Source organism: Pseudomonas sp. NY15356 (assembly GCF_048068175.1).
GTDB classification, from domain to species: domain Bacteria; phylum Pseudomonadota; class Gammaproteobacteria; order Pseudomonadales; family Pseudomonadaceae; genus Aquipseudomonas; species Aquipseudomonas putida_K.
The window spans coordinates 1-25012 of the sequence record NZ_JBLUPW010000013.1 but is presented as its reverse complement, the minus strand read 5'-3'; the positions used below and the strand labels follow the sequence as shown (position 1 = coordinate 25012).

At 63.3% G+C, this 25012-nt stretch carries 22 protein-coding genes and 1 pseudogene; 11 read left to right on the top strand and 12 right to left on the bottom strand.

Annotated features, from left to right (window positions below):
• The first annotated feature begins 106 nt into the window (after positions 1-106).
• Positions 107-631 (top strand): DUF962 domain-containing protein, encoded by a 525-nt coding sequence (locus tag ACNFCI_RS12610; RefSeq protein WP_324812857.1) that lies wholly within the window; start codon positions 107-109, stop codon positions 629-631.
• A 154-nt stretch (positions 632-785) separates the two neighbouring features.
• Here the strand turns inward: ACNFCI_RS12610 and pcaD are convergent, their stop codons facing one another.
• The 6 genes from pcaD to pcaR all read right to left on the bottom strand — a co-directional run bounded on the left by pcaD (position 786) and on the right by pcaR (position 6939).
• The gene (gene pcaD, locus ACNFCI_RS12605) at positions 786-1577 is read right to left on the bottom strand and encodes a 3-oxoadipate enol-lactonase (RefSeq protein WP_368829544.1); all 792 of its coding nucleotides are present in this window, start codon (positions 1575-1577) and stop codon (positions 786-788) included.
• A 112-nt stretch (positions 1578-1689) separates the two neighbouring features.
• On the bottom strand, positions 1690-2979 hold the full coding sequence (locus ACNFCI_RS12600; RefSeq protein ID WP_324812862.1) for an MFS family transporter: 1290 nt from the start codon (positions 2977-2979) through the stop codon (positions 1690-1692).
• Between the two features lie 81 nt (positions 2980-3060).
• The gene (gene pcaF, locus ACNFCI_RS12595; RefSeq protein ID WP_368829562.1) at positions 3061-4272 is read right to left on the bottom strand and encodes a 3-oxoadipyl-CoA thiolase; all 1212 of its coding nucleotides are present in this window, start codon (positions 4270-4272) and stop codon (positions 3061-3063) included.
• Entirely contained in the window at positions 4269-5048 is a 780-nt protein-coding gene (locus ACNFCI_RS12590) for a CoA-transferase subunit beta (protein ID WP_084855855.1), read from the bottom strand. Before ACNFCI_RS12590 ends, pcaF begins: the two co-directional genes overlap by 4 nt.
• Positions 5045-5905, bottom strand: a complete 861-nt coding sequence (locus ACNFCI_RS12585; RefSeq protein WP_084855854.1) for a CoA transferase subunit A — start codon at positions 5903-5905, stop codon at positions 5045-5047. Before ACNFCI_RS12585 ends, ACNFCI_RS12590 begins: the two co-directional genes overlap by 4 nt.
• 164 nt (positions 5906-6069) lie before the next feature.
• On the bottom strand, positions 6070-6939 hold the full coding sequence (gene pcaR / locus ACNFCI_RS12580; protein WP_084855853.1) for a pca regulon transcriptional regulator PcaR: 870 nt from the start codon (positions 6937-6939) through the stop codon (positions 6070-6072).
• A 562-nt stretch (positions 6940-7501) separates the two neighbouring features.
• Here pcaR and ACNFCI_RS12575 point away from each other — a divergent pair.
• Together ACNFCI_RS12575 and ACNFCI_RS12570 are read left to right on the top strand one after the other, a co-directional pair.
• Entirely contained in the window at positions 7502-7702 is a 201-nt protein-coding gene (locus ACNFCI_RS12575) for a hypothetical protein (protein ID WP_084856120.1), read from the top strand.
• Positions 7703-8019: 317 nt separating this feature from the next.
• On the top strand, positions 8020-9492 hold the full coding sequence (locus ACNFCI_RS12570; protein ID WP_084855852.1) for an inorganic phosphate transporter: 1473 nt from the start codon (positions 8020-8022) through the stop codon (positions 9490-9492).
• Between the two features lie 110 nt (positions 9493-9602).
• Here ACNFCI_RS12570 and ACNFCI_RS12565 read toward each other — a convergent pair whose 3' ends face one another.
• Positions 9603-11078 carry a helicase HerA-like domain-containing protein gene (locus ACNFCI_RS12565; RefSeq protein ID WP_324812873.1) on the bottom strand — a complete coding sequence of 492 codons (1476 nt, stop codon included), beginning with the start codon at positions 11076-11078 and terminating at the stop codon, positions 9603-9605.
• Between the two features lie 167 nt (positions 11079-11245).
• Here ACNFCI_RS12565 and ACNFCI_RS12560 point away from each other — a divergent pair.
• From ACNFCI_RS12560 to ACNFCI_RS12540, 5 genes and pseudogenes are all read left to right on the top strand, one after another.
• Positions 11246-12262, top strand: a pseudogene (locus ACNFCI_RS12560) (cache domain-containing protein); the annotation flags it as partial.
• A 93-nt stretch (positions 12263-12355) separates the two neighbouring features.
• The gene (locus ACNFCI_RS12555; protein ID WP_416768010.1) at positions 12356-13120 is read left to right on the top strand and encodes a methyl-accepting chemotaxis protein; all 765 of its coding nucleotides are present in this window, start codon (positions 12356-12358) and stop codon (positions 13118-13120) included.
• 316 nt (positions 13121-13436) lie between these two features.
• Positions 13437-14558, top strand: coding sequence for a glycosyltransferase family 4 protein (locus tag ACNFCI_RS12550; RefSeq protein ID WP_084855849.1), 1122 nt, complete (start codon positions 13437-13439; stop codon positions 14556-14558).
• A complete protein-coding gene (locus ACNFCI_RS12545) occupies positions 14551-15315 on the top strand; it encodes a DUF2334 domain-containing protein (RefSeq protein ID WP_084855848.1) in 765 nt (254 codons plus the stop codon). Before ACNFCI_RS12550 ends, ACNFCI_RS12545 begins: the two co-directional genes overlap by 8 nt.
• Complete coding sequence (locus ACNFCI_RS12540; RefSeq protein ID WP_368829546.1) at positions 15312-16304, top strand: lysylphosphatidylglycerol synthase transmembrane domain-containing protein; 993 nt, start codon at positions 15312-15314, stop codon at positions 16302-16304. Before ACNFCI_RS12545 ends, ACNFCI_RS12540 begins: the two co-directional genes overlap by 4 nt.
• Positions 16305-16369: 65 nt before the next feature.
• Here the strand turns inward: ACNFCI_RS12540 and purU are convergent, their stop codons facing one another.
• Positions 16370-17221 (bottom strand): formyltetrahydrofolate deformylase, encoded by an 852-nt coding sequence (gene purU, locus ACNFCI_RS12535; RefSeq protein WP_084855846.1) that lies wholly within the window; start codon positions 17219-17221, stop codon positions 16370-16372.
• Positions 17222-17526: 305 nt separating this feature from the next.
• Between purU and mvaT the strand changes: the two genes are divergently transcribed.
• Positions 17527-17904, top strand: coding sequence for a histone-like nucleoid-structuring protein MvaT (gene mvaT / locus ACNFCI_RS12530; protein WP_084855845.1), 378 nt, complete (start codon positions 17527-17529; stop codon positions 17902-17904).
• Positions 17905-17971: 67 nt separating this feature from the next.
• Here the strand turns inward: mvaT and sbcB are convergent, their stop codons facing one another.
• The 3 genes from sbcB to ACNFCI_RS12515 all read right to left on the bottom strand — a co-directional run bounded on the left by sbcB (position 17972) and on the right by ACNFCI_RS12515 (position 20354).
• Positions 17972-19402 carry an exodeoxyribonuclease I gene (gene sbcB / locus ACNFCI_RS12525; protein ID WP_324817788.1) on the bottom strand — a complete coding sequence of 477 codons (1431 nt, stop codon included), beginning with the start codon at positions 19400-19402 and terminating at the stop codon, positions 17972-17974.
• An 88-nt stretch (positions 19403-19490) separates the two neighbouring features.
• Entirely contained in the window at positions 19491-19850 is a 360-nt protein-coding gene (locus tag ACNFCI_RS12520) for a PilZ domain-containing protein (RefSeq protein ID WP_084855843.1), read from the bottom strand.
• A 117-nt stretch (positions 19851-19967) separates the two neighbouring features.
• A complete protein-coding gene (locus ACNFCI_RS12515) occupies positions 19968-20354 on the bottom strand; it encodes a tol-pal system YbgF family protein (RefSeq protein WP_368829547.1) in 387 nt (128 codons plus the stop codon).
• Between the two features lie 182 nt (positions 20355-20536).
• Here ACNFCI_RS12515 and pyk point away from each other — a divergent pair, with 182 nt between their 5' ends.
• The gene (gene pyk, locus ACNFCI_RS12510; protein WP_084855841.1) at positions 20537-21991 is read left to right on the top strand and encodes a pyruvate kinase; all 1455 of its coding nucleotides are present in this window, start codon (positions 20537-20539) and stop codon (positions 21989-21991) included.
• A gap of 136 nt (positions 21992-22127) precedes the next feature.
• On the opposite strand, the gene ACNFCI_RS12505 is transcribed toward pyk, so the two are convergent.
• Positions 22128-23048, bottom strand: coding sequence for an iron-sulfur-binding ferredoxin reductase (locus ACNFCI_RS12505; RefSeq protein ID WP_324817783.1), 921 nt, complete (start codon positions 23046-23048; stop codon positions 22128-22130).
• A 365-nt stretch (positions 23049-23413) separates the two neighbouring features.
• Between ACNFCI_RS12505 and ACNFCI_RS12500 the strand changes: the two genes are divergently transcribed.
• Positions 23414-24937: a fumarate hydratase gene (locus ACNFCI_RS12500; RefSeq protein WP_084855838.1), complete on the top strand. Its 1524-nt coding sequence runs from the start codon at positions 23414-23416 to the stop codon at positions 24935-24937.
• Positions 24938-25012: the final 75 nt, after the last annotated feature.

Genomic DNA, 25012 nt, shown 5'->3' with positions numbered 1-25012 from the left:
CATTACCTACGCACGGTTCCAGCGCCGGTGGTCGAGCGCTATGCTCATGCCATGGCGGTTAGCCCCGCTGCAGGGTGAACCTGTAGCCACACAGGGAGGAACAACAATGAAAAGCCTCGTCGACCACCTGAGCCAATACGCGGCCTACCACCGCGACCCGCGCAATATCGCCACCCACTTCATCGGCATCCCGTTGATCGTGCTGGCGGTGACCATCCTGCTCTCACGCCCCGGCTGGGACCTGGCCGGCATCTGGCTCTCCCCCGCGCTGCTCGTGGCCGCCGCATCGGTATGGTTCTACCTGCGCCTGGACCTGCGTTTCGGGCTGGTCATGGGTGCGCTGCTGGGGTTGTGCCTGTGGGTCGGCCAACTGCTGGCCATACAGGCCACCGGGCTATGGTTGAGCGCCGGGTTGGGGGCGTTCGTGGTGGGCTGGATCATCCAGTTCGTCGGGCATTATTACGAAGGCCGCAAGCCGGCGTTCGTCGACGATATCAGCGGGCTGATCATCGGCCCGCTGTTCGTGGTAGCGGAGCTGGCGTTCATGCTCGGGCTATGCCCGGCGCTCAAGCGCGCGGTAGAGGCCAACGCCGGCCCGGTGGCGGTGCGGCAGAAGAAAGCGGCGGTTTGATCCGCGTCATTGCGCCGCCCTCATCGCGGGACAAGCACCCTCCCAAAGGAACAGTGCTGCCCTCAAGGCTAATACGTGACTTGTGGGAGCCGGCTTGCCGGCGATGGGCATGCAGCGCCCCGAGGCCTTGACTGACAGGCACTCCCTCAGAGTCTCAATGAGCCAGCAGGAAATCGAGCACGCGGCGGCTGAACGGCGCACCGACCTCGACGTTGGACAAGTGCGCGGCCGGGAACTCGACATACTCGGCGCCTGCGATCCGCGCCTGCATGAAGCGGCCATGCTCAGGCGTGGTCACGGCATCCTCGGTACCGGCGACGATCAAGGTCGGCACCTGGATCTGCCCCAGTTGCTCGCGAAAATCGGCGTCACGCACGGCTGCGCAGTTGGCCGCATAGCCCTCGGCCGAGGTCTGCGCCAGCATCTGGCAGATACGCTGGGCCTGCTCGGGTCGGGCCTGAACGAAGCCCGGGGTGAACCAACGTGCGAGCGAGGCGTCGCGCAGGTCGAGCATGGCGTGTTGTCCGCCTTGGCCCACGGTCTCGATACGGGTGTTCCACACCTCGTCATCGGCGATCTTCGCGGCGGTATTGCACAACGTCAGGCTACGCAGGCGCGTGCTGGCGTTGATGCCCAGCCATTGGCCGATCAGCCCGCCCATGGACAAGCCGACGAAGTGGGCCCGTGGAATGTCCAGGGCATCGAGCAACGCCAGCACGTCACGGCCCAGCTGCTCGATGGTATAAGGCCCCTCGGTCACCAGCGACCCGCCATGGCCACGGGTGTCGTAGCGCAGTACCCGTACCCGCTCACGCCACGCCGGCACCTGCGTGTCCCACATATGCAGGTCGGTCCCCAACGAGTTGGACAACACCAGCACCGGCGCGTGTTCAGGGCCATCGAGTTGGTAGTTCAGTACGCCATCGGCCAGTTGCAGGTGCGCCACAGCGGTCTCCTTCAAACATTTGAACATTGATGGACGGCCAGCCCCGTTACCGGAGCGTGCCTCTTGTGTCCTGCCTCGCCAAACGTGAACAGCTTATTTCCGAGACAGGACACTAGTGGTCATGGTGCAGGTAGGCCGCCTCTTTCGGCAGGCGCAGGCTGAACAGGAAGGCCACCGCCATCATGGCGGTCACGTACCAGTAGAACGTGTTCTCCATGCCCAGGGTCTTCAAGCCCAAGGCCACGTATTCGGCCGAACCGCCGAATACGGCGTTGGCCACGGCATAGGCCAGGCCCACGCCCAAGGCACGCACCTGCGCCGGGAACATCTCGGCCTTCACCAGGCCGCTGATCGAGGTGTAGAAACTCACGATGCACAGCGCCAAGGTCACCAGCACGAACGCCAGGAAAGGGCTGGTCACGGTTTTCAGCGCCATCAGCAGCGGCACGGTGAACAGCGTGCCCAGGCCACCGAACAGCAGCATGGAATTGCGCCGCCCGATGCGGTCGGACAGCATGCCGAACAGCGGCTGCAAAAGCATGAACAGGAACAGGGCACCGGTCATCACGTAGCTGGCACTCTTGGCGTGCATGCCGGCCGTGTTGACCAGGAACTTCTGCATGTAGGTGGTGAAGGTATAGAAAATCAACGAACCGCCCGCGGTGTAGCCCAGCACGGTGATGAAGGCGGCAGCATGGTTGCGCAACAGCCCACCGATGGTACCGGCTTCTTTGTCCTGGCGGGTTTCGGCGCTGCTGGTCTCTTTCAGCGAGCGACGCAGCATGAGCGAGATCAAGGCGGCGACGGCACCCACCACGAAGGGGATCCGCCAACCATAGGCCCGCAGCTCCTCCTCGGTCAGCAGTTGCTGCAGGATCACCACCACCAGCACCGCCAGCAACTGGCCACCGATCAGCGTGACGTACTGGAACGAGGCGAAGAAGCCGCGCTGGCCACGCAGGGCCACCTCGCTCATGTAAGTGGCGGTGGTGCCGTATTCGCCGCCCACCGACAGGCCCTGGATCAGCCGCGCCAGCAACAACAGGGCCGGGGCCCAGGCGCCGATGCTGGAGTAGGTCGGCAGGCAGGCGATGATCAGCGAGCCACCGCACATCATCAGCACCGAAATCATCAAGGAATTCTTGCGGCCATGGCGGTCCGCCAGGCGACCGAAGATCCAGCCGCCGATCGGACGCATCAAGAAGCCTGCGGCGAACACGCCGGCAGTATTGAGCAACTGCACGGTGGGGTTGTCGGAGGGGAAGAATGCCGGGGCGAAGTAGATGGCGCAGAAGGCGTAGACATAGAAGTCGAACCATTCCACCAGATTGCCCGACGAAGCCCCGACGATGGCGAAGATGCGTTTGCTGCGTTCTTCGCCTGTGTAATAGGTAGAAGTCATGAGGTACTCACTCCAGGAAGGTCCCTGCCTGATCTAGACACACCCAGTAACAATCTCGTTCCACCGCCGCGCCTACAGGGCTTAGGCGTCTACGCGCTCGATCGCCAGGGCCAACCCCTGCCCTACCCCTACGCACATGGTCGCCAGGCCCTTGCGCCCGCCGCACTTTTCCAGTTGGTGCAACGCCGTCAGCACCAGCCGCGCGCCGCTCATGCCCAAGGGGTGCCCCAAAGCGATGGCGCCACCATTGGGATTGACCTGCGGCGCATCGTCCGCGATGCCCAGCTCACGCAACACCGCCAAGCCCTGGCTGGCGAACGCTTCGTTGAGTTCGATGACATCGAATTCACCCACCGCGATCCCCAGCCGCTCGCTCAGCTTGCGCACCGCAGGCACTGGTCCGATGCCCATCACCCGCGGCGCTACCCCGCCGCTGGCCATGCCCAGCACCCGCGCACGCGGGGTCAGGCCATGCGCGTGCACCGCCTCGGCCGAGGCCAGGATCAGCGCCGCGGCGCCATCGTTGACACCCGAGGCGTTGCCGGCAGTAACGGTCTTTTCCGGGCCGTTGACCGGTTTGAGGCGTGCCAGCGTCTGCAGGGTGGTTTCCGGGCGCAAATGCTCATCCTGCTCGACCAGGCTTTCACCCTTCTTGTGGGCAATACACACCGGCACGATTTCCTCTGCAAAGTAGCCCGCGGCTTGGGCAGCCGCGGCCTTCTGCTGGCTTCGCAGGGCGAAGGCGTCCTGGTCGGCGCGCGAGATATGGAAATCGTCGGCCACGTTGTCGGCAGTCTCAGGCATTGAGTCCACGCCGTACTCGGCCTTCATCAATGGATTGACGAAGCGCCAGCCGATGGTGGTGTCCTCGAGCTTCATGTTGCGCGAATAGGCGCTCTCGGCCTTGCCCATCACGAAAGGTGCGCGGGACATGGATTCGACCCCACCGGCAATCGCCAGCTCCATCTCGCCGCTGGCAATGGCGCGAAACGCGGTACCGATGGCATCCATGCCCGAGGCGCACAGGCGGTTCAGGGTCACGCCCGGCACGCTTTGCGGCAGGCCGGCCAACAGCAGCGCCATGCGTGCCACGTTGCGGTTGTCCTCGCCAGCCTGGTTGGCGCAGCCAAGAAACACTTCGTCCAACTGGGCCCAGTCGACCTGGGGGTTGCGCGCCATGAGCGCCTTGAGCGGCACCGCCGCCAAATCATCGGCACGCACGCTGGCCAAGGTTCCGCCGAAACGGCCGATCGGGGTGCGGATGGCATCACAGATGAATACGTCACGCATCAGACTTCTCCTACTGTCTGCCCATGGGCGACAGCGGTGCGGGCCTCCAGCTCGCGCAGGGCACCCAGCTCGATGTCGCTGGGTGCAGCGGTGGTCTGCACGCTGTCGGCGAAGCGAATCGGCCAGCCGGTGGCGGCGATGATCTGCTCGCGGGTCACGCCCGGGTGGATCGATGTCACCACGAACTCATGGGTACCGGCTTCCGGTTCCATGATGCACAGGTCGGTGATGATGCCCACCGGCCCCTCCCCTGGCAGGCCCAGGCGTTGACGCGAATCACCGCCCTCACCGTGGCCGACCGAGGTGATGAAATCGAGCTTTTCGACGAAGGCACGCGTCGACTGCTTGAGGATGATCAGCACCTGCTTGGCCGAGCCTGCAATCTCCGGGGCACCACCGGCACCTGGCAGGCGGGTCCTGGGGGCATGGTAGTCACCCACCACGGTGGTGTTGATGTTGCCGAAGCGGTCGACCTGGGCAGCACCGAGGAAGCCCACGTCGATCCGCCCACCCTGCAGCCAGTAGCGGAAGATCTCGGCGGTGGGCACCACGGTGTCGGCGGTTTCCGCCAGCTCACCATCCCCGATGGACAGCGGCAGCACGCTGGGCTTGGCGCCGATCGGGCCGGACTCGTAGATCAACACCACATCGGGCGACGAGGTCAGACGCGCCAGGTTGGCGGCCTTCGACGGCAAGCCGATGCCGACGAAGCAGACAGCCCCGTTACGCAGGCGACGGGCTGCGGCGACAGTCATCATTTCGGACGTTGAATAGCTCATTGCGCAGCCTCCGCGGTACCGGCCAGCTTGGCCTTGAATGCGTTGAAGTCGACGGTGCCTCGGATATAGGTGTCGATCCAGGCGGTGAACGACTCACGGTCGCGGGCGATCGGGTCCCAGGCCTGGTAGAAGTGGTTGTCTCGCTCGTAATAGCCATGCGCATAGGATGGATGAGCGCCACCAGGCACCAGGCACACCGCGCTCAAGGCCCAGGTCGGCAGGATGCAGGCGTTCATCGGCGCCCGCAGGTCGTCGACGATTTCCTCGACAGTGACGATGCAGCGCCTGGCCGCCAAGGCCGCCTCCTTTTGCACGCCGAGGATGCCCCATAGCAGCACGTTGCCCTTGCGGTCAGCCTTCTGCGCGTGGATCACGGTGACGTCGGGGCGCACCGACGGCACCGCCGCGAGCACCTCGCCGGTGAACGGACAGGTGACGCTCTTGATCAATGGGTTGACCTTCGGCAGGTCGGAGCCTGCGTAGGCACGCAGCACCGCGAAGGGCAGGCCTGAGGCACCCGCAACGTAGGCATTGGCCAGGTCGGCGTGGCTGTGTTCCTCGATTTCGATCGCGTGGGGCCAGCGCTTTTCCACTGCGTCTCGCAAGCGATGCAGGGAACCGACCCCCGGGTTGCCGCCCCAGGAGAAGATCAGCTTGCGCGCACAACCGGCACCGATCAGCTGGTCGTAGATCAGGTCCGGGGTCATGCGCACCAAGGTGAGGTCCTGCTTGCCCTGGCGGATGATCTCGTGGCCCGCGGCGGTCGGGATCAGGTGGGTGAAACCTTCGAGGGCGACCGTGTCGCCATCCTGGATGAATTGCTTCACCGCGTCGTGAAGGGAAAGGATTGCTGCCATTGGAGACTCCTGGTCAGGACGAGCCGGTCAGTGAGCAGCGGGCAAGAGCATCGCTGCGATGCGCTCAGATTAAGGAGGCTCGCAGGTGGCTTACAATCCGATAATCGAACTTTCGTTCGATTATCGAACTAAAAATTTGAGACGCAAACGTAGCTGCGGTAACCCTAGCCAAACAGTTGATGGCATAGGTCCCGACTGGCTGCCAGCAGGATCGGCAGGAACCGCTGCTCCAGTTCGCTGCGGGTCACCCTCCCCACGTGCGTGCTGACGTTCAGCGCCGCCAGCACCTGCCCCGAGGCGTCATAGATCGGCACGGCAATCGAACGCAAACCTTGCTCCAGTTCCTGATCGACCACGCACCAGCCCTGGGCACGCACCTGCTGGATGCAGGCGAACAGCGAATCCGGATCATGCAGGGTGCGACTGGTACGGGCCTTGAGGTCGGCACGCTCCAAGTACTCCCAAAGGCTCGCATCGTCCAGCGCCGCCAACAGGATCCGCCCCATGGACGTGCAATAAGCCGGCAAGCGGCCGCCGACCGACAAGTCGACCGAAATCAGGCGCTCCACGGTGGCCGAGCGGGCGATATAGAGAATGTCGTCGCCTTCAAGGGTCGCCATGTTGGCCGCTTCGTGCAGTTGGTCGCTGATGCGGTCCAGATACGGCTGCGCGGACACCGCCAACGGGGTCGACGACAGGTAGGCATGCCCCAAGGTCAGCACCTTGGGCAACAAGGAATAGGTACGCCCATCGGTGGTTGCGTACCCCAGCTTCATCAGCGTGTGCAAGCAACGGCGCACCGCCGCCCGGGGGATCTCGGTCCGGTGGCTGATCTGAGCGATGGTCAGGTGGCGCTTACGCTCCTGGAACGCCTGGATGACGGCCAACCCCCGGGCCAGGGAGGTCATGAAGTCCGGATCACCGGTAAAGGCCTGGATGCGCTTGGCCGGCGATGCCACGATCGGCGGTGCCAGCGCGGGCGCCGCAGGGCGCGCCGGTTCCGGGTTGGTGGTGTCCTGGGTGTCTTCGCTCATGGCTACCTCAAAAAAATCTCCGCTTTGTGCGATTATCGAACCAACGGCCGATAATCGCAATTGACCGCTGACACGTTTGCTTATACCTTTCTCCTGCCACATGTGGCTTCTTTGGAGAGACTGGTCAGGTACCCACCGTAGAAGTCCCCAGGCAACGGCCTCGCTAACCCCGAGGCCGTTTTTCCTTTTGTTGCTCTTTGTAAGAACTTTCGAAACCCTCGAGCCTCAAACTTTCAAGGCCTACCCAATTGTGAAACACGCCAGGCTTAAACTGTGCAGTGGCTTGGTGTTGTCGCCTAAAGTAGGTAGCCATTGACTTGCTGGTTGCTATAATCGAACCCGCTGGCCCGGACATTCGGCATCGCCCTCATCCGGCACCCTCATCGAGTTCCCCGCCAGCAAAGCCGCGTGCAGGGCCAAGACCTTAATCACTTTCCGGGTGCCCTGTTCCGTATTGAATATTGTCGCTACGACAACCTGTTCGCACTGGCGGCGTAGCCGTATGCATAACTTTGCATGACGAAGGCCAGCGCAAAATTTCAAATTTTATTCGGGTATGACTGTGACGAAAGAAGAACTGCGCGCGGAACTCGAGCGCCAGGCTGAACGTTACAAGGATGTTTACGGTGGTGAAGTCACCACTTATGCCGCACAACCGGAACCGGAGCGCAAACCTTGGCGCAAGCGTGCCACGGTCCAGGACCAGGCGTTCGCCCAGGAACTGGAAAAAATGGAAAAGGAACTGCGCAGCGAAGAAAGCTGACCCAGCGCTTCATGCCATCACGCATGCCTTGCCGTCAGGCAAGACGGGCGTAGGCTTTTTTACCGAAAAGCCAGGAACGAAACGGAATTACACAAATTTAATACAAGCGTTTGAATCATTCAGCGCATGCAGAATTTGCGATTTTTCCATTTGTTTCGCAGGATTTAGCTGCTTTTAGCCACTGAAGTCCTGCAGAAGCTCGCCTTGCGTTGCGCTTCGTGGCAGTCGGCAGGGTCGTCATCGGTTCGTCGCGGGGGCATCGATTGCCAAGGTTTTCTGGCATAATCGCGCCCCCCTATGACCGCCAGACAACCTTCATGATCGAATTATTCAGCGGACTGGATGCGTGGGTGCTGGTGAGCTTGCTGCTCGCTTTGACCTTCGTGCTCGCATTCGAGTTCATCAATGGCTTTCATGACACCGCCAACGCGGTAGCCACTGTCATCTATACCAAAGCCATGCCGCCGCACCTGGCCGTGTTCTTCTCCGGCGTGTTCAACTTCCTCGGGGTTCTGCTGGGCGGTGTCGGGGTGGCCTATGCCATCGTCCACCTGCTGCCGGTCGAGCTGCTGATCAATGTGAACACCGGCCACGGCCTGGCCATGGTCTTCTCGTTGCTGGCCGCGGCCATCACCTGGAACCTGGGCACCTGGTACTTCGGTATCCCGGCGTCCAGCTCCCACACCCTGATCGGCTCGATCCTCGGCGTGGGCCTGGCCAACGCGCTGCTCAACGACATCCCACTGGGCGATGGCGTCAACTGGCAGAAGGCGATCGACATCGCGCTGTCGCTGGTGGTCTCGCCGATGGCCGGCTTCGCCGTCGCAGCCCTGGTGCTGATCGGCCTGAAGTGGTGGCGTCCGCTGTCGAAGATGCACAAGACCCCCGAGCAGCGTCGCAAGCTCGATGACAAGAAGCACCCGCCCTTCTGGAACCGCCTGGTACTGGTGATCTCTGCCATGGGCGTGAGCTTCGTGCACGGTTCCAACGATGGCCAGAAAGGCATCGGCCTGATCATGCTGGTGCTGATCGGCATCGTTCCGGCGAAGTTCGTCCTCGATCTGAACAGCACCACCTACCAGATCGAGCGCACCCGCGACGCCACCTTGCACATGAGCCAGTTCTACGAGCGCAACGCAGCCACCCTGGGCGAGTTCCTGGCGCTGGGCAAAGCCAAGTCGTCCGACCTGCCCGAGCAGTTCAGCTGCAACCCGCAGCAGACCGAGCCGACCATCGCCGCCCTGCAATCATCGCTCAAGGGCGTGACCGATTACCGCGACCTGAGCGCCGAGAAACGTGTCGAAGTGCGTCGCTACCTGCTCTGCCTGGACGACACCGCGAAGAAGGTCGGCAAGCTGCCAGGCCTGGAAAGCCGTGAAAAGGCCGACTTGGAAAAGCTGCGCAAAGACCTGACCGCCACCACCGAATACGCCCCGTTCTGGGTGATCGTGGCCGTCGCCCTGGCCCTGGGCCTGGGCACCATGGTCGGCTGGAAGCGCGTGGTCCTGACCGTTGGCGAGAAGATCGGCAAGCAAGGCATGACCTACGCCCAAGGTATGTCGGCACAGATCACTGCAGCCTGCGCCATTGGCATGGCCAATATCTTCAGCCTGCCGGTGTCGACCACCCACGTATTGTCGTCGGGCGTGGCGGGCACCATGGTCGCCAACAAGAGCGGCCTGCAAGGCGGCACGGTGAAAACCATCCTGCTGGCTTGGGTACTGACCCTGCCAGCTTCGATGAGCCTGGCCGCCGGCCTGTTCTGGCTGGCCTCCAAGGCGATCAGCTGAGCGATACCGCTGTAGTGGAAAAGGCGCCCTTCGAGGCGCCTTTTTCGTTCCTGCTCACATCCGTGACGCAGCCATCGCGGGACAAGCCCGCCCCCACAGGGCCCTGCTCGCTACCGCCGCTTGCCCCCCAGCAACGACCCCATCAACCCCCGCACCAATTGCCGGCCGAGCTGATTGGCCGCCTGACGTACCGCCGACTTGATGGCCTGCCCCGCGGCACTCTGCAGGAACTCGCCGGCCTTGTCGGCAAAGCTTTCCTCGTCAGCCTGCGGCTGCGGGGCCGGCTCTACCGGCTCGCCCTTGCGTGCCGTGAGCATTTCATAGGCCGACTCCCGGTCGATCGGCTTGTCATAGCGCCCGGCCAAAGGTGACCCCGCAATCAAGGCTCTGCGCTCGACCTCCGTCAACGGGCCGATCCTCGACTGCGGCGGGGCGACCAGCACCCGCTGGACCATTTCCGGCGTGCCCTTGTCCTGCAGGGTGCCCACCAACGCCTCGCCGATCCCAAGCTCGGTGAGTACGCTGAGCGCATCGAAGGCCGGGTTCGGCCGGAAGCCATCGGCCACTGCCCGCAGCGACTTCTGCTCCTTGGCGGTAAAGGCGCGCAGCCCATGCTGGATACGCAAGCCCAACTGCGCCAATACCGCATCCGGCAGGTCACCCGGCGACTGGGTGACGAAATACACGCCCACGCCCTTGGAGCGGATCAGCCGCACGACCTGTTCCAGACGATCCTGCAGCGCTTTCGGCGTGCCATTGAACAGCAGGTGGGCTTCGTCGAAAAACAACGCCAGCACCGGCTTGTCGGCATCGCCACGCTCGGGCAACTGTTCGAACAATTCGGCCAGCAGCCACAGCAGGAAAGTCGCGTATACCTTGGGCGCTTCATGCACCAGGCGGCTGGCATCGAGCAGGTGGATGCGCCCGCGGCCATCACCGTCCGGGCGCAGCAGGTCTTCCAACTGCAAGGCCGGTTCGCCGAACAAGGCCTCGGCCCCCTGCTGCTCCAGGGTCGAGAGGCGGCGCAGCAAGGCCTGGGTGGAGCCGGTGGTCATCAGCGCGGCATCGTCACCCAGCAGTTGCGGGTTGTCCTTCAGGTGCCCGAGCAGGGCCTTGAGGTCCTTGAGGTCAAGCAACAGCAGCCCCTCGCGGTCTGCCACCTTGAACGCGGCGTACAGCGCCGCCTGCTGGCTGTCGGTCAGCTCCAGCAGGTTACCCAGCAGCAAGGGCCCCATTTCGCTGAGGGTGGTGCGCAACGGGTGGCCCGACTGGCCGGCGACATCCCACAGGGTGACGGGGTAGGCCTGGGGCTTATGGCCCAGCCAGGGCATGCCGGCAATACGTTCGGCCACCTTGCCCTGTGGCGCACCGGCCGCGCCCAGACCGCACAGGTCACCCTTCACGTCGGCGGCGAACACCGCCACGCCGGCGTCGCTGAAGGCCTCGGCCAGGTGCTGCAGGGTCACGGTCTTGCCCGTTCCCGTGGCACCGGCCACCAAGCCGTGGCGGTTGGCCAGGCGCATGGCCTGGCCTACGGGCTGGCCATCCATGCCCGCCCCTACAACGATTTGCGAAGAATCCGACATCTTCTTTCATCCTCTATTCAAGCTTTGCCGCGTTACGGCCGATACCCCAGGGTGATGTTTCACCTCGAAAGACAGGAACAACCCGAAAAGGACCTGCGGGCATTGTTGCACTGTTTTCAAGCTGCCTTCGTGCGAACGACCCGATAAAAACCTTAGCGGACCACGCCATGAACAAAAGCCTTCGTTTCAGCCACAAGATACTCTTGGCGGCCTCATTGATCGTGATAGTCGCCTTCAGCCTGTTCACGCTCTATAACGATTACCTCCAGCGTAATGCGATTCGCGACGACCTGGAGAGTTACCTGGCGGAAATGGGCGAGTCGACATCGACCAATATTCGCAACTTGTTCGACGGCCGTATCAAGTTGGTGGAGAACCTGGCACAGAACATCGCACATAATCCCGCCAATGCCGAAACTTTCATGGGGCAACCGGCCCTGCTTTCGAGTTTCCTCACCGTTTACCTGGGCAAGGTGGACGGCGGCTTCAGCGTCCGCCCGGACTCGAAGATGCCTGATGGCTACGACCCGCGGGTACGCCCCTGGTACAAGGACGGTATGAGCGCCAGCGGCGCCATGCTGACCGAGCCCTATATCGACCTGACCACCAACAAGATGGTCATCGGTATCCTCAGCAAGGTGTCGGCCAACGTCGGCGTAGTCGGTGGTGACCTGGCCCTCGATGGCCTGGTGGAAATCATCAATTCGCTGGACTTCGGCGGCATGGGCTACGCCTTCCTGGTCAACGACCAGGGCAAGATCCTGGTGCACCCTGATAAAGAGCTGGTGATGAAGTCGCTCACCGACCTGTTCCCCGAGGGTACCCCGACGCTTTCCGGCGAACTGACCGAAGTCCAGGCCAATGGCCAGGCCCGCCTGCTGACTTTCACGCCGATCAAGGGCCTGCCTTCGGCCAACTGGTATATCGGCCTGTCGGTGGACAAGGACAAAGCCTTCTCCATGCTCAGCACCTTCCGAACCTCGGCGATCATCGCCACGCTGGTGGCGGTGGTCATCATCATCGCCTTGCTGGGCCTGCTGATCCGTGTGCTGATGCAACCGCTGCATACGATGACCCGTGCCATGGAGGACATCGCCGAGGGCGAAGGCGACCTGACCAAGCGCCTGCAGATCCACCAGCACGACGAATTCGGCATCCTCGGCACTGCGTTCAACCGTTTCGTGGAGCGCATCCATGGCTCGATCCGCGAAGTATCCTCGGCCACCGAGCAGGTCAATGAAGTAGCCCTGCGGGTGATCAGCGCCTCCAACTCGTCGATGGCCAACTCCGACGAGCAGTCCAACCGCACCAGCAGCGTCGCCGCCGCCATCAACGAACTGGGCGCCGCCGCCCAGGAAATCGCCGGCAATGCGGCCCAGGCCTCCCAGCACGCGACCTCCGCGCGGCTGCTGGCCGAGGAAGGCCAACAGGTGGTGGAACGCAACATCGAGGCAATGAACCGTCTCTCGGACCTGATCGTGACCTCGAGCGCGCACATCGAGACGCTCAATCACAAGACCGTTAACATCGGCCAGATCCTCGAGGTGATCACCAGCATCTCCCAGCAGACCAACCTGCTGGCGCTCAATGCCGCCATCGAAGCTGCCCGCGCCGGGGAAGCCGGCCGTGGCTTCGCCGTGGTCGCCGACGAAGTACGCAACCTCGCCCACCGTACCCAGGAATCAGCCCAGCAGGTGCAGGCCATGATCGAGGAACTGCAGGTAGGCGCCCGCGAATCGGTGGAAACCATGGGCCAGAGCCAGCGCCACAGCCAGGACAGCATGGAGATCGCCAACCAGGCCGGCGAACGCCTGGACAGCGTGACCGTGCGCATCGGTGAAATCGACGGCATGAACCAGTCGGTGGCCACCGCCACCGAGGAACAGACCGCCGTGGTCGACTCGATCAACATGGACATCAACGAGATCAACATGCTCAACCAGGAAGGCGTCGAGAACCTGCAGGCCACCCTGCGCGCCTGCGCCGACCTGGAGCAGCAGGCCAGCCGGCTCAAGCACCTGGTCGGCAGCTTCCGCATCTGATTCACCGCTCCCCTCCTGTAGGAGCGGCCTCGTGCCGCGAAAGGGGCGCAAAGCGCCCCCGTCGATCTACAGCCGATCACCGATAGCGGCCGGACCACTCCTGGCCTTGGAATCTTGGGGCTGCCTTGCAGCCCTTTCGCGGCACGAGGCCGCTCCTACAACAGACAAGACGCCGTGGCGCCTCCCGCCTGCAGGACAAGGCCCGCCCTCGCCTCGAATCCCGATCGAACAAACTATCCTTAAGGAAGGTCAACCTTTAGGCGTGTCATCACGGCCATTACCGCCAGATGACAGACCCGAAGACGATCCCGGAGGGATGCTGATCGTGCACATCGCTGACATCACCATGTTCTACGCCCCGGCCAGCGGAGGCGTACGTACCTATCTTGATGCCAAACATCGCCGACTCGACGCCAGGCCAGGCGTGCGTCACAGCCTCTTGATCCCCGGCGCCAGCGCCAGCCATGCCAACGGCATCTACCAGGTGCCGGCACCGCCCTTGCCCTTCGGCAACGGCTACCGTTTCCCGGTACGCCTGGCTCCCTGGTGCAATGTGCTGCGGCGCCTACAGCCGGACCTGATCGAAGTCGGCGACCCCTACCTCACCGCCTGGGCCGCCCTCGAGGCGCGGCGCAAGCTTGACGTCCCGGTGATTGGTTTCTATCACTCCGACCTGCCGTTGCTGGTCAGCAACCGCATGGGCAATTGGTTCACCCCCAATGTCGAGGCCTATGTCAGCAAGCTCTACGGCAACTTCGACCGGGTCCTGGCCCCCAGCCAAGTGATGGCCGACAAACTGTGCCGGCTCGGGGTCAAGGATGTGCATGTGCAACGCCTGGGCGTGGACCTGGCCACCTTCAACCCCGAACACCGCGACCCTCACCTGCGCGCCGAGCTCGGCATCCCCGACACCACCCGCCTGCTGGTGTTCGCCGGCCGCGGTTCGCGGGAGAAGAACCTGCCGGTGCTGCTCGACTGCATGACCCACCTGGGCCGCCACTACCACTTGCTGCTGGTCGGCTCCAACATGCCCGCCAACGTACCGGGCAATGTCAGCGTCATCGACCACTTCTGCCCGCCCCAGGAGGTCGCCCGGTTGTTCGCCAGCGCCGACCTGCTGGTGCATGCCGGGGACCAGGAAACCTTCGGCCTGGTCATCCTCGAGGCCATGGCCAGCGCCACGCCGGTGGTAGCGGTGCATGCCGGTGCCTTCGGCGAGATCATCACCGACCAGTGCGGGCGCCTGTGCACGCCCAACGACGGCCAGGCCATGGCCACCGCGGTGCGGGAAATCTTCGAAGCTGGTGTGCGGCGTCTCGGCGCCCAGGCCCGCCGCCACGTGGAGCAGCACTACGCCTGGGACAAGGTGGTCGATGGCTTGCTCGCCCACTACCAGGCCGTGCTGGGCCATCAGCCGCAGGTGCGTGCCCATGGTTGAAGCGGCCGCCGCGCCACGCAGCCTGATGCTGGTGCTGCACGACGTCGCGCCCGAGACCTGGCCCGACTACCAGCCCTTCGTCCAGGCCGTGGACCAGCTCGGTGGGGTGCCCATGACCTGGCTGGTGGTACCGGACTTTCACCACCGCAATGCGTTGGCGCGCTCACCGACCTTCTGCCGGCTGCTCGAGCGACGCCTGGCACAGGGGGACGAACTGGCCCTGCATGGCTACTTCCACACCGACGACGCTCCGGCGCCACGCAGCCCCGGCGAGTTCTTCATGCGCAGGGTGTATACCCACGAAGGCGAGTTCTATGGGCTGGACGAAGCCGATGCCTTGCTGCGCCTGGAGGCCGGGCTGGAAGTATTCCATCGCCATGCCTGGCCTGTGGCCGGCTTCGTCGCCCCGGCCTGGCTGATGAGCGAAGGCACGCGCCAGGCCCTGCGCCGTCTACCGCTGCGCTATACCAGCACACCACGGCACCTCTACCGACTGCCGGAATTCACCGCCATCGACGCCCCCGGCCTGGTGTGGAGCGCCCGCAGTGCCTGGCGCCGTGGGCTATCACGGATGGTCTGCGATTGGCAATGCCAGCGATGGCGCGAAGCCGACACCCTGCGCCTGGGGCTGCACCCGGTGGACATGCGCCATCGATCCTCCCGTGACTATTGGCTGCGTACCTTGTACACATTGCTCGAGCAAGGCCGTCAACCGCTGACCAAGTCTGCCTGGCTGGCACGCCAGGCTGTCGCATGAACCGCTTCGGCTGGCTGGGGCTGGCGCTGCTGGTGGCAGTGCTGGTCCCGACCCTGCTGGGCGGTGGTGACCTGCTGCCACGCCTGAAATCCTTCGCCCCCGGGCTGATGGCGATACTGCTGGGCATGATTCTGGTGTGCTGGATGATCAATGCCCTGCGCCTGCGCCTGCTGCTCGGCCAGCAGGGCGCCAGGCTCGGCCGGGTCCGCAGCCTGGGCGTAATCATGGCCACCGAATTCGCCATCTGCACCACCCCGGGCGGCAGTGGCGGGCCGCTGACGCTCATGGCGTTGCTGGCCCGCGAGCGTATCGGCCCGGCGCGCAGCGGCGCCGTGTTCGCCATGGACCAGCTCAATGACTTGGTGTTTTTCTTCTGCGCCATGCTGGCCATTGCCGGCTACGCCCTGTTCCATAGCCTGGGGCACACCCAGGAAAGCATGCTGTTGGGCAGCGCCTTGCTGCTGTGCTCGGCTCTGGCAGGGATCGTCGCGCTGCTGCGCTATCGCCGCGCGGTGATGCGTTTCAACGGGCGATTGTTGTATCGGTTGGGCATGTCATGCCGGCGACGGCGACGCTGGGCGCGCAAGCTGCTGCGGTTCCTGCACGCCCTGACGGATACTTGGCGCCTGCCCAAGCGCACCCTGGCCTTGGTCTTCACCCTGACCTGCGCCCACTGGAGCCTGCGCTACAGCGTGCTGTACCTGGTATTGCGAGGTTTGGGCGTGGAGTTGTCGTGGATCCCCAGTTTCCTGGTGCAGATCCTTTCGCTCAGTGCAGGGCAGTTCAGCCTGTTGCCCGGCGGAGCGGGTGCAGCCGAGCTGACCTCGGCCAGCCTGCTCGCGCCCCTGGTGGGCAGTTCGACGGCCGCCGCAGCGATCCTGATCTGGCGCGCGGTGACCTACTACTTCTATTTGATCGCGGGCGGGCCGGTGTTCGTCTGCCTGTTGGCGCGTCCATTGCTGGAGCGCTGGCGTCGTCAGACGCGCTGAGCGGCATAGGCCGCTGTGCGGCCCGCATCGACAAGATTTCGCGCCCCGAGCCGCAGCGATAGCGATCAGTCGAACACTACGGTCTTGTTGCCATGCACCAGCACGCGGTCTTCCAGGTGATAGCGCAGGCCGCGGGCCAGCACCATCTTTTCCACGTCACGACCGAACCGCACCATGTCCTCGATGCTGTCGGCATGGCTCACACGCACCACGTCCTGCTCGATGATGGGGCCTGCGTCCAGCTCCTCGGTGACATAGTGGCAGGTGGCGCCGATCAGTTTCACGCCACGCAGGGCCGCCTGGTGGTAAGGCTTGGCACCGACGAAGGACGGCAGGAAGCTGTGGTGGATGTTGATCACCTTTTCGGCGTATTCCTGGCACAGCTGCGGTGGCAGGATTTGCATGTAGCGGGCCAGTACCACTACGTCGGCACCGTGTTCCTCGACCAGACGCGACACTTCGGCGAATGCCGGTTGCTTGTCCTTCGGGTCCACCGGGACATGGAAGAATGGAATGCCGTGCCACTCGACCATGCTGCGCAGGTCATTGTGGTTGGAGATCACGCATGGGATGTCGCAATCGAGCTCATCGGTGTGCCAGCGATGCAGCAGGTCGGCCAGGCAGTGGGACTCACGGCTGGCCATCAGGACAACGCGCTTCTTCTGGGCCGAATCGGTGATTCGCCAAGTCATGGAGAACTCTTCGGCGATCGGCGCGAACGCCTCGCGGAAGGCCTCGATGCCAAAGGGCAGGGATTCGGCGCGGATCTCATGGCGCATGAAGAACCAACCACTCTGCTCATCGGAGTGGTGGCTGGCTTCGTTGATCCAGCCGTTGTACAAGGCCAGGAAATTACTGACTTTCGCCACGATGCCGACACGGTCGGGGCAGGCAATCACCAGTCGATAGGTGCGCATGAAGGAGACTCCGGAAACTTCGCAAAGGCGCACATTCTAGCGGCCCTCCGGAAAAAACGCAGTATCGATTGTCCCGACCCCGGGATGCCCTGCCGCTTGTACCGCCGGCAAACGCTATCGTGGGCAATATCTGTAGGAAAGGATGAATTTGCCAGCCGATATGTAAAAATTTCTTAACTCAAAGCCTGCTTTGTCGCACAACAATTAACAGTTCATTGTCTTTTTAATTGTTTACTTGCGAGTTTGGCCTGTCTATTATTGCCCCGAACTGTTATCCCTCGAACATGCTACTCAAGGAACACTCCATGTCCCTGATCAACGAATACCGCGCCACCGAAGAAGCTATCAAGGAACTTCAGGCCCGCCTGGCCAACCTGTCTCAAGATGACAAGCTGAAGAAAGAGCTGGAATTCGAAGGCAAACTGCGCGCACTGATGGGTGAATACTCCAAGTCCCTGCGCGACGTGATCGCCCTGTTGGATCCAGAATCCAAGCTGAGCAAAGCACCGCGCGGTGCCGTCAAGGCCACCGGCACCAAACGTGCCCGTAAAGTCAAGCAATACAAGAACCCGCACAACGGTGAAGTGATCGAAACCAAAGGCGGCAACCACAAGACCCTGAAAGAGTGGAAAGCCAAGTGGGGCGGTGATGTGGTTGAAAGCTGGGCAACCCTGTTGGATTAAAGGGTTGCCTGTGCAATACCCATGAAAAACGCCGGCCTATTGCCGGCGTTTTTTTATGGGCTCGACCCTACAACTGATACTGCGCTTTCAATTGCTGAACATAGGCTCGCCATGCGTCCAGCACTTGTCGCCCTGCCTCGTCAGCCGCACCCCAGGCGCTCTGGCACGCCTGTTCGAAGTCACCCAACGTATTCGGCGCGCCCAAGCGCGGGTCACTCAAGCGCTGCTGGCAGAACCGATGCCAACGTTGCTGTTCTTCTGCAGTCAAGGTGTCGGTAAAGTTCCTGGCACGGTAACGGAACAACAATTCCGGCATTCGTGGGTCGTCGAACATCCAATGCCCCTGCCCCAATTGGCGAGGGTCAAGGCTACGGACCTGTTCGCATAATCGACGATCCCGATCGCCCAGGAAACCGTCATACAGTTGCTGCTCCGGATCTTCGCTGGGGGCAAACTCGTCGCCTGTGTAAATAGCGTCCAGCTTGCCCTGCCAAAGGTGTTGCTGATTGGCCAAATGTTCGCCGCGCTGTTGCAGGAGGGCCATATCCAGCCCCAGCCGTTGCTGGTCGGCAGGCCGTAATACCGACAACGGAGCGAGGACCGGACAACGGTTGATCTGCACCAACTTCAGAGGAACAGGTAATTGTCCGTCAGACAATTCGTCACGCCGGGTATACAAACATTTTCGTAATGTTTCGGCACTGTCCTGCAACAGCGGCGCGCTGTCCAGGTGCAGGTCACATACAATCAACGCATTGCGATTACGCGGATGCCAGGCCAACGGCAATACAACCCCCAGGTAACTACGCTCTGCCGAAAAACGCCCCGACACATGCACCAGGGGCTGCAGAAGGCGAATGTGTTCCATGACCTTGTGTTTGCTGCGTAGGTTGAACAGCCAGTCATACAAGCGGGGTTGTTTTTCACGAATCAGGCGCGCCAGGGCGATGGTTGCCCGCACGTCGGACAGCGCCTCGTGCGCCTGCCCATGGTCGATACCGTTGGCCTTGCTGAGCAGCTCCAGACGCAGGCTGGTGCGCCCGTCTTGTTGCGGCCAGACGATGCCCTCCGGGCGCAACGCATAGGCGGTGCGCACCACATCGATCAAGTCCCAGCGGCTGTTGCCGCCCTGCCATTCGCGTGCATACGGGTCGAAGAAATTGCGATAGAGGCTGTAGCGGGTGACCTCGTCGTCGAAACGCAAGGTGTTGTAGCCGGCACCGCAGGTACCGGGGCGTGCCAGCTGCTCATGCACACGGGTCATGAATTCGGCTTCGCCCAGGCCGTTGGCGGCCAGCTGCGCGGGCGTGATGCCCGTCACCAGGCATGCCGCCGGGTGCGGCAGGATATCGTCACTGGGCCGGCAATACAGGTTGAAGGGCGCTTCGATCTCATTGAGCTCGAGGTCGGTGCGCACGCCGGCGACCTGCAGCGGGCGGTCGCAACGGGGGTTGATGCCGGTGGTTTCGTAGTCGTGCCAGAAGATGCTGGAGCTCACGGGGTCTTCCTGTAACAAGGTCGACAGAGTCTAGCGGCCTGGCCGGTCAATTCGAATACCGATTTCGATGCAGCGCATTGCGTGCGCCTTATGCGGAGGCGTTCAGGGGGCGAAAACTGAAGTAGTCACGCAGCGCCCGGACAAAGTCCTCGTACTCGCGCGGCGGCTGCAGCAACATGAACCCTGCATCGTAGTGGCCGGGCGTCTGATCTTCACGGCACCAGAGGCAACTGGCTGTCAGGTCGATGCACTGGCTAGCTGCGCCAGCGAGCGGCAGGCGCAACTGCAGCTCGAAGTCCGGCCCCACCAGCACCGGCAACTGGCTGATCAGCATCATGCCATCTTCCGAGGCATTGCCCAGGAAACCGATCGGCTGGTCGGTATAGCGGTTGTAGACCTTGAGCATGCAAGGCAGTTGATGCCGCTCTATATGACGTTGGATAAACATGGGGCGCGGTCCGTACCTGATGCCAGGAAGACAAGGTACTGGCGATGAACGTTACAACCCTTAACAGATTAGCTCAGCGCAGGTGGCTGTTTCGGTGATAGCAAGAACACCTTGGTATTAACGCCAAGGTGTAGCTGCCGCCGGGCTCGCGAGTGCCGCCTCGCCTGGGCGGTAATGGCCCAGCTGCTCGAGGGTCTGCAAACGCGCCTTGGCCCGGTAGGCATACTCGTTGTGTGGGTAGCGCTGGATCAGGTACTGATAGGTCTGCGCCGCATCCACATAGAGTTTCTGGCGCTCCAGGCATTGGCCGCGCAGCATCGAGACCTCGGGATGGATGAATGGCCGGGCCCGGCTGGTGCGGTCGACCTGGGACAGCTCCAGCATCACACGCTGGCAATCGCCACGGTCGTAGGCGCGGTAGGCATTGTTCAGGTGATGGTCCATGGACCAGCGGGTACAACCGACGACACTGGCCGCCACGGCCAAAATGATCAGGGCACGCATGGGGAATCTCCTTTGATGAGCAGGGTATCGGCCGGGCGCGGCAAATCTTCACACGTGCATGCAAGCATACCCCGGTCCGTTCAAATGCCAGCCTGCCGAACCCGGAGGTAGTGCAACGGAACAATGACTACAGCGATATTCAGGAGTAGCCTTTCGCTGCGCTTCACTATAGGAGTCTGTGCATGACCATCCGCCGTACCAAAATCGTCGCCACCCTTGGCCCCGCCAGCAACTCGCCGCAAGTGATCGAACAGCTGATCCTCGCCGGCCTGGACGTGGCACGCCTGAACTTCTCCCACGGCACCCCTGACGAGCACAAGGCCCGCGCCCGCCTGATCCGCGAGATCGCCGCCAAGAACGGCCGCCATGTGGCGCTGCTGGGCGACCTGCAGGGTCCGAAGATCCGCATCGCCAAGTTCACCAACAAGCGCATCGAACTGAAGATCGGTGACAAGTTCACCTTCTCCACCGTCCACCCGCTGACCGAAGGCAACCAGGACATCGTCGGTATCGATTATCCCGACCTGGTCAAGGACTGCGGCGTCGGTGACGAACTGCTGCTCGACGACGGCCGCGTGGTCATGCGCGTCGAGACCGCCACGGCCGATGCTTTGCACTGCGTGGTGATCGTCGGCGGCCCGCTGTCCGACCACAAGGGCATCAACCGCAAAGGTGGCGGCCTGACCGCGCCGGCCCTGACCGAAAAAGACAAGGCCGACATCAAGCTGGCCGCGGAAATGGACCTGGACTACCTGGCCGTGTCCTTCCCGCGCGATGCCAAGGACATGGAATACGCCCGCAAGCTGCGCGACGAAGCCGGCGGCACCGCCTGGCTCGTGTCCAAGATCGAGCGCGCCGAAGCCGTGGCCGACGATGAGACCCTCGATGGCCTGATCGCCGCTTCCGACGCCGTGATGGTCGCCCGTGGTGACCTGGGCGTGGAAATCGGCGACGCCGAGCTGATCGCCATCCAGAAGAAGATCATCCAGCACGCCCGCCGCAACAACAAGGCGGTGATCGTCGCGACCCAGATGATGGAGTCGATGATCCAGAACCCGATGCCGACCCGTGCCGAGGTTTCCGACGTGGCCAACGCCGTGCTGGACAACACCGACGCAGTGATGCTCTCGGCCGAAAGCGCCGCCGGCGCCTACCCGATCGAAGCAGTCCAGGCCATGGCACGCATCTGCCAGGGTGCCGAGAAGCATCCGACCAGCCAGAAGTCCAGCCACCGCCTGCACACCACTTTCGAACGCTGCGACGAAAGCATTGCCCTGGCGGCCATGTACACGGCCAACCACTTCCCGGGGGTCAAGGCGATCATCTCGCTTACCGAGAGTGGCTACACCCCGCTGATCATGTCGCGCCTGCGCTCGCATGTGCCGATCTTCGCCATGTCGCCGCACCGCGCCACCCAGGCGCGCGCCTCGCTGTTCCGTGGCGTGTACCCCATCGCCTTCGACCCGGCTTCACTGCCGGCGGACAAGGTCAGCCAGGCAGCCGTCGACGAGCTGCTCAAGCGCGGCCTGGTGGAGCAAGGCGACTGGGTGATCCTGACCAAGGGCGACAGCTACCACACCATCGGTGGCACCAACGGCATGAAGATCCTGCATGTGGGTGACCCGCTGGTTGGCTGATAGCCCCGAGGGCCGCTTTGCGGCCCTTTCGCGGCGCAAGGCCGCTCCTACAGGTATCGCGCAGGCCGGGGTCTTGCGCTGCCCCTGTAGGAGCGGCCTTGTGCCACGAAAGGAGGGCGAAGCCCTCCCCGTCCACTCAGGCATGCTCGACAAACACATCAGAGAACATCTGGTTCCTCGGCACCCCGGCAATGAACAGCCGCCGAGCAAAGCGCTCGACACTCCCCGGCGCTCCGCACACCAACGCCACCGTTTGCCGCGAGGACGGCCGCAATCCCGCCAGCGTTTCATCCAACTGCTCCGCCAGCACCAGCTCGACATTCACGCCTTCCAGGTGCATCAGCGGCTCAGCCAGATAGTGCCCAAGGCTATCGCACGCCACATGTACCACCCTGATCTCCCCTTGATGCCCCTGCCGTAACGCCTCTCGCAAAATGCCCCATAACGGCGCCAGCCCCGTACCTGCCGCCAGCAGCCAGAGCGGTCGCTCCTGCCAGCCCGGGTCATAGTGCAACGCCCCACCCCTGAGTTCACCCAAGCTCAACACATCGCCGACCTGCAGCAGGCGGGCCTGGCCACAAAAAGCACCCGGGTGCCGGCAATCGATATGAAACTCGAGAAAATCATCTTCTCCCGGCACGCTCGCCAAGGAATATGGCCGGGCCACCGTTCCAAGCCACAGCACCAGGTGCTGCCCTGCCTGGTAGCGCAGCGGCCGCTCGGGGCGCAGGCGCAAGCGCAGCACGTCACCGAACCAGGCCAGGTCACACACCGTTGCGGCCTGGCCATCGCTGCGCGGGTCGAACACCGCCACGCGCAGGTCGCCCTGCACCTGGCACTGGCAGGCCAGGCACCAGCCCTGCTCACGCTGCGCCGGGCTCAGGGCATCGGGCATGGCCTCGAGCGGGTGACCATCCAGGCAGCGCACCAGGCAGGCATGACAACTGCCGGCGCGGCAGCTGTAGGGCACCGTGACGCCGGCCTCGTTCAAGGCATCGAGCAGGTTGCTGGCGACCGGCACCGTCCAGCGGCGGTCGCCGACACAGAGTTCGGGCATGGTCAGAAAATCTCGTTCAGTTCAAAAATCACCTGAGGCTGCATCGCGGGCAAGCCTGCTCCCACAGGTATGGCGGTGTCTCTAAAACAACGCAGGACAGGTGGGAGCCGGCTTGCCGGCGATGGCCGCGCAGCGGCCCTCATGCAACAGGATCGCACGTTCGCAGCAAAAAGAATGCCCGCCCCGTGCCGACCTTGGTCCAGACCACGCGCAGGTGTGCCGGGCACGGATGCGCGCTATACTGCCGCGCCCTTTTGCGTCGGCCACTGCCTGCCGGCGCGCCTTGCAAGGTGTTTCGACGCGCTGGTCGGCTGTGTCGGAAATGCCTTTACGAAATGTTCCCGTCTTTAAGAGGAGCGCGCTGCATGACCGTGATCAAGCAAGACGACCTGATTCAGAGCGTTGCCGACGCCCTGCAATTCATCTCGTACTACCACCCCGTCGATTTCATCCAGGCGATGCACGAGGCCTACCTGCGTGAAGAGTCGCCCGCCGCACGCGACTCCATCGCCCAGATCCTGATCAACTCGCGCATGTGCGCCACCGGCCACCGCCCGATCTGCCAGGACACCGGCATCGTCACCGTGTTCGTGCGCGTGGGCATGGACGTGCGCTGGGACGGCGCCACCATGAGCGTCGACGACATGATCAACGAAGGTGTACGCCGCGCCTACAACCTGCCTGAAAACGTCCTGCGCGCCTCGATCCTGGCGGACCCCGCCGGTGCCCGCAAGAACACCAAGGACAACACCCCGGCCGTCATCCACTACTCCATCGTTCCCGGCGACAAGGTCGAAGTCGACGTCGCGGCCAAGGGCGGCGGCTCGGAGAACAAGTCGAAGATGGCCATGCTCAACCCATCCGACTCGATCGTCGACTGGGTCCTGAAGACCGTGCCGACCATGGGCGCTGGCTGGTGCCCACCGGGCATGCTGGGCATCGGTATCGGCGGCACCGCCGAGAAGGCGGCCGTGATGGCCAAGGAAGTGTTGATGGAGTCCATCGACATCCATGAGCTCAAGGCCCGCGGCCCGCAGAACCGTATCGAAGAGCTGCGCCTGGAGCTGTTCGAGAAGGTCAACCAGCTGGGCATCGGCGCCCAGGGCCTGGGCGGTCTGACCACCGTGCTCGACGTCAAGATCATGGACTACCCGACCCACGCCGCGTCGCTGCCGGTCTGCATGATCCCTAACTGCGCCGCCACCCGCCACGCCCACTTCGTGCTGGACGGCTCCGGCCCTGCCGAGCTGGAAGCGCCGTCGCTGGATGCGTACCCGGAAATCGTCTGGGAAGCCGGCCCGAGCGCCCGTCGCGTCAACCTCGACACAATCACCCCGGAAGAAGTGGCCAGCTGGAAGCCGGGCGAGACCCTGCTGCTCAACGGCAAGATGCTCACCGGCCGCGATGCCGCGCACAAGCGCATGGTCGAAATGCTCAACCGTGGCGAAGAACTGCCGGTCGACCTCAAGGGCCGCTTCATCTACTACGTCGGCCCGGTCGACCCGGTCGGTGACGAAGTGGTAGGCCCTGCCGGCCCGACCACCGCCACCCGCATGGACAAGTTCACCCGCCAGATCCTCGAGCAGACCGGCCTGCTGGGCATGATCGGCAAGTCCGAGCGTGGCCCGACCGCCATCGAGGCGATCAAGGACAACAAGGCCGTGTACCTGATGGCCGTCGGCGGCGCCGCCTACCTGGTGGCCCAGGCGATCCGCAAGTCCCAGGTCCTGGCGTTCGCCGAACTGGGCATGGAGGCGATCTACGAGTTCGAGGTCAAGGACATGCCGGTCACCGTCGCGGTGGACAGCAACGGCGAGTCGGTGCACATCACCGGCCCTGCCCTGTGGCAGAGCAAGATCGCCCAGAGCCTGGCGGTTGAAGTGAAGTAACCCTCGGGGCCGCTTTGCGGCCCTTTCGCGGCACAAGGCCGCTCCTACAGAAATCACACGTCTCCTGTAGGAGCG

Coding starts and splice junctions, on each gene's coding strand:
- pyk (WP_084855841.1), top strand. CDS start 20,537: ATGACCATCCGCCGTACCAAAATCGTCGCCACCCTTGGCCCCGCCAGC.
- ACNFCI_RS12590 (WP_084855855.1), bottom strand. CDS start 5,048: ATGAGCTATTCAACGTCCGAAATGATGACTGTCGCCGCAGCCCGTCGC.
- ACNFCI_RS12600 (WP_324812862.1), bottom strand. CDS start 2,979: ATGACTTCTACCTATTACACAGGCGAAGAACGCAGCAAACGCATCTTC.
- ACNFCI_RS12505 (WP_324817783.1), bottom strand. CDS start 23,048: ATGCCCGAACTCTGTGTCGGCGACCGCCGCTGGACGGTGCCGGTCGCC.
- ACNFCI_RS12545 (WP_084855848.1), top strand. CDS start 14,551: ATGGTTGAAGCGGCCGCCGCGCCACGCAGCCTGATGCTGGTGCTGCAC.
- ACNFCI_RS12540 (WP_368829546.1), top strand. CDS start 15,312: ATGAACCGCTTCGGCTGGCTGGGGCTGGCGCTGCTGGTGGCAGTGCTG.
- ACNFCI_RS12520 (WP_084855843.1), bottom strand. CDS start 19,850: ATGTTTATCCAACGTCATATAGAGCGGCATCAACTGCCTTGCATGCTC.
- ACNFCI_RS12585 (WP_084855854.1), bottom strand. CDS start 5,905: ATGGCAGCAATCCTTTCCCTTCACGACGCGGTGAAGCAATTCATCCAG.
- purU (WP_084855846.1), bottom strand. CDS start 17,221: ATGCGCACCTATCGACTGGTGATTGCCTGCCCCGACCGTGTCGGCATC.
- ACNFCI_RS12500 (WP_084855838.1), top strand. CDS start 23,414: ATGACCGTGATCAAGCAAGACGACCTGATTCAGAGCGTTGCCGACGCC.
- ACNFCI_RS12555 (WP_416768010.1), top strand. CDS start 12,356: ATGGCCAACTCCGACGAGCAGTCCAACCGCACCAGCAGCGTCGCCGCC.
- ACNFCI_RS12515 (WP_368829547.1), bottom strand. CDS start 20,354: ATGCGTGCCCTGATCATTTTGGCCGTGGCGGCCAGTGTCGTCGGTTGT.
- ACNFCI_RS12550 (WP_084855849.1), top strand. CDS start 13,437: ATGCTGATCGTGCACATCGCTGACATCACCATGTTCTACGCCCCGGCC.
- mvaT (WP_084855845.1), top strand. CDS start 17,527: ATGTCCCTGATCAACGAATACCGCGCCACCGAAGAAGCTATCAAGGAA.
- ACNFCI_RS12570 (WP_084855852.1), top strand. CDS start 8,020: ATGATCGAATTATTCAGCGGACTGGATGCGTGGGTGCTGGTGAGCTTG.
- ACNFCI_RS12565 (WP_324812873.1), bottom strand. CDS start 11,078: ATGTCGGATTCTTCGCAAATCGTTGTAGGGGCGGGCATGGATGGCCAG.
- ACNFCI_RS12610 (WP_324812857.1), top strand. CDS start 107: ATGAAAAGCCTCGTCGACCACCTGAGCCAATACGCGGCCTACCACCGC.
- pcaR (WP_084855853.1), bottom strand. CDS start 6,939: ATGAGCGAAGACACCCAGGACACCACCAACCCGGAACCGGCGCGCCCT.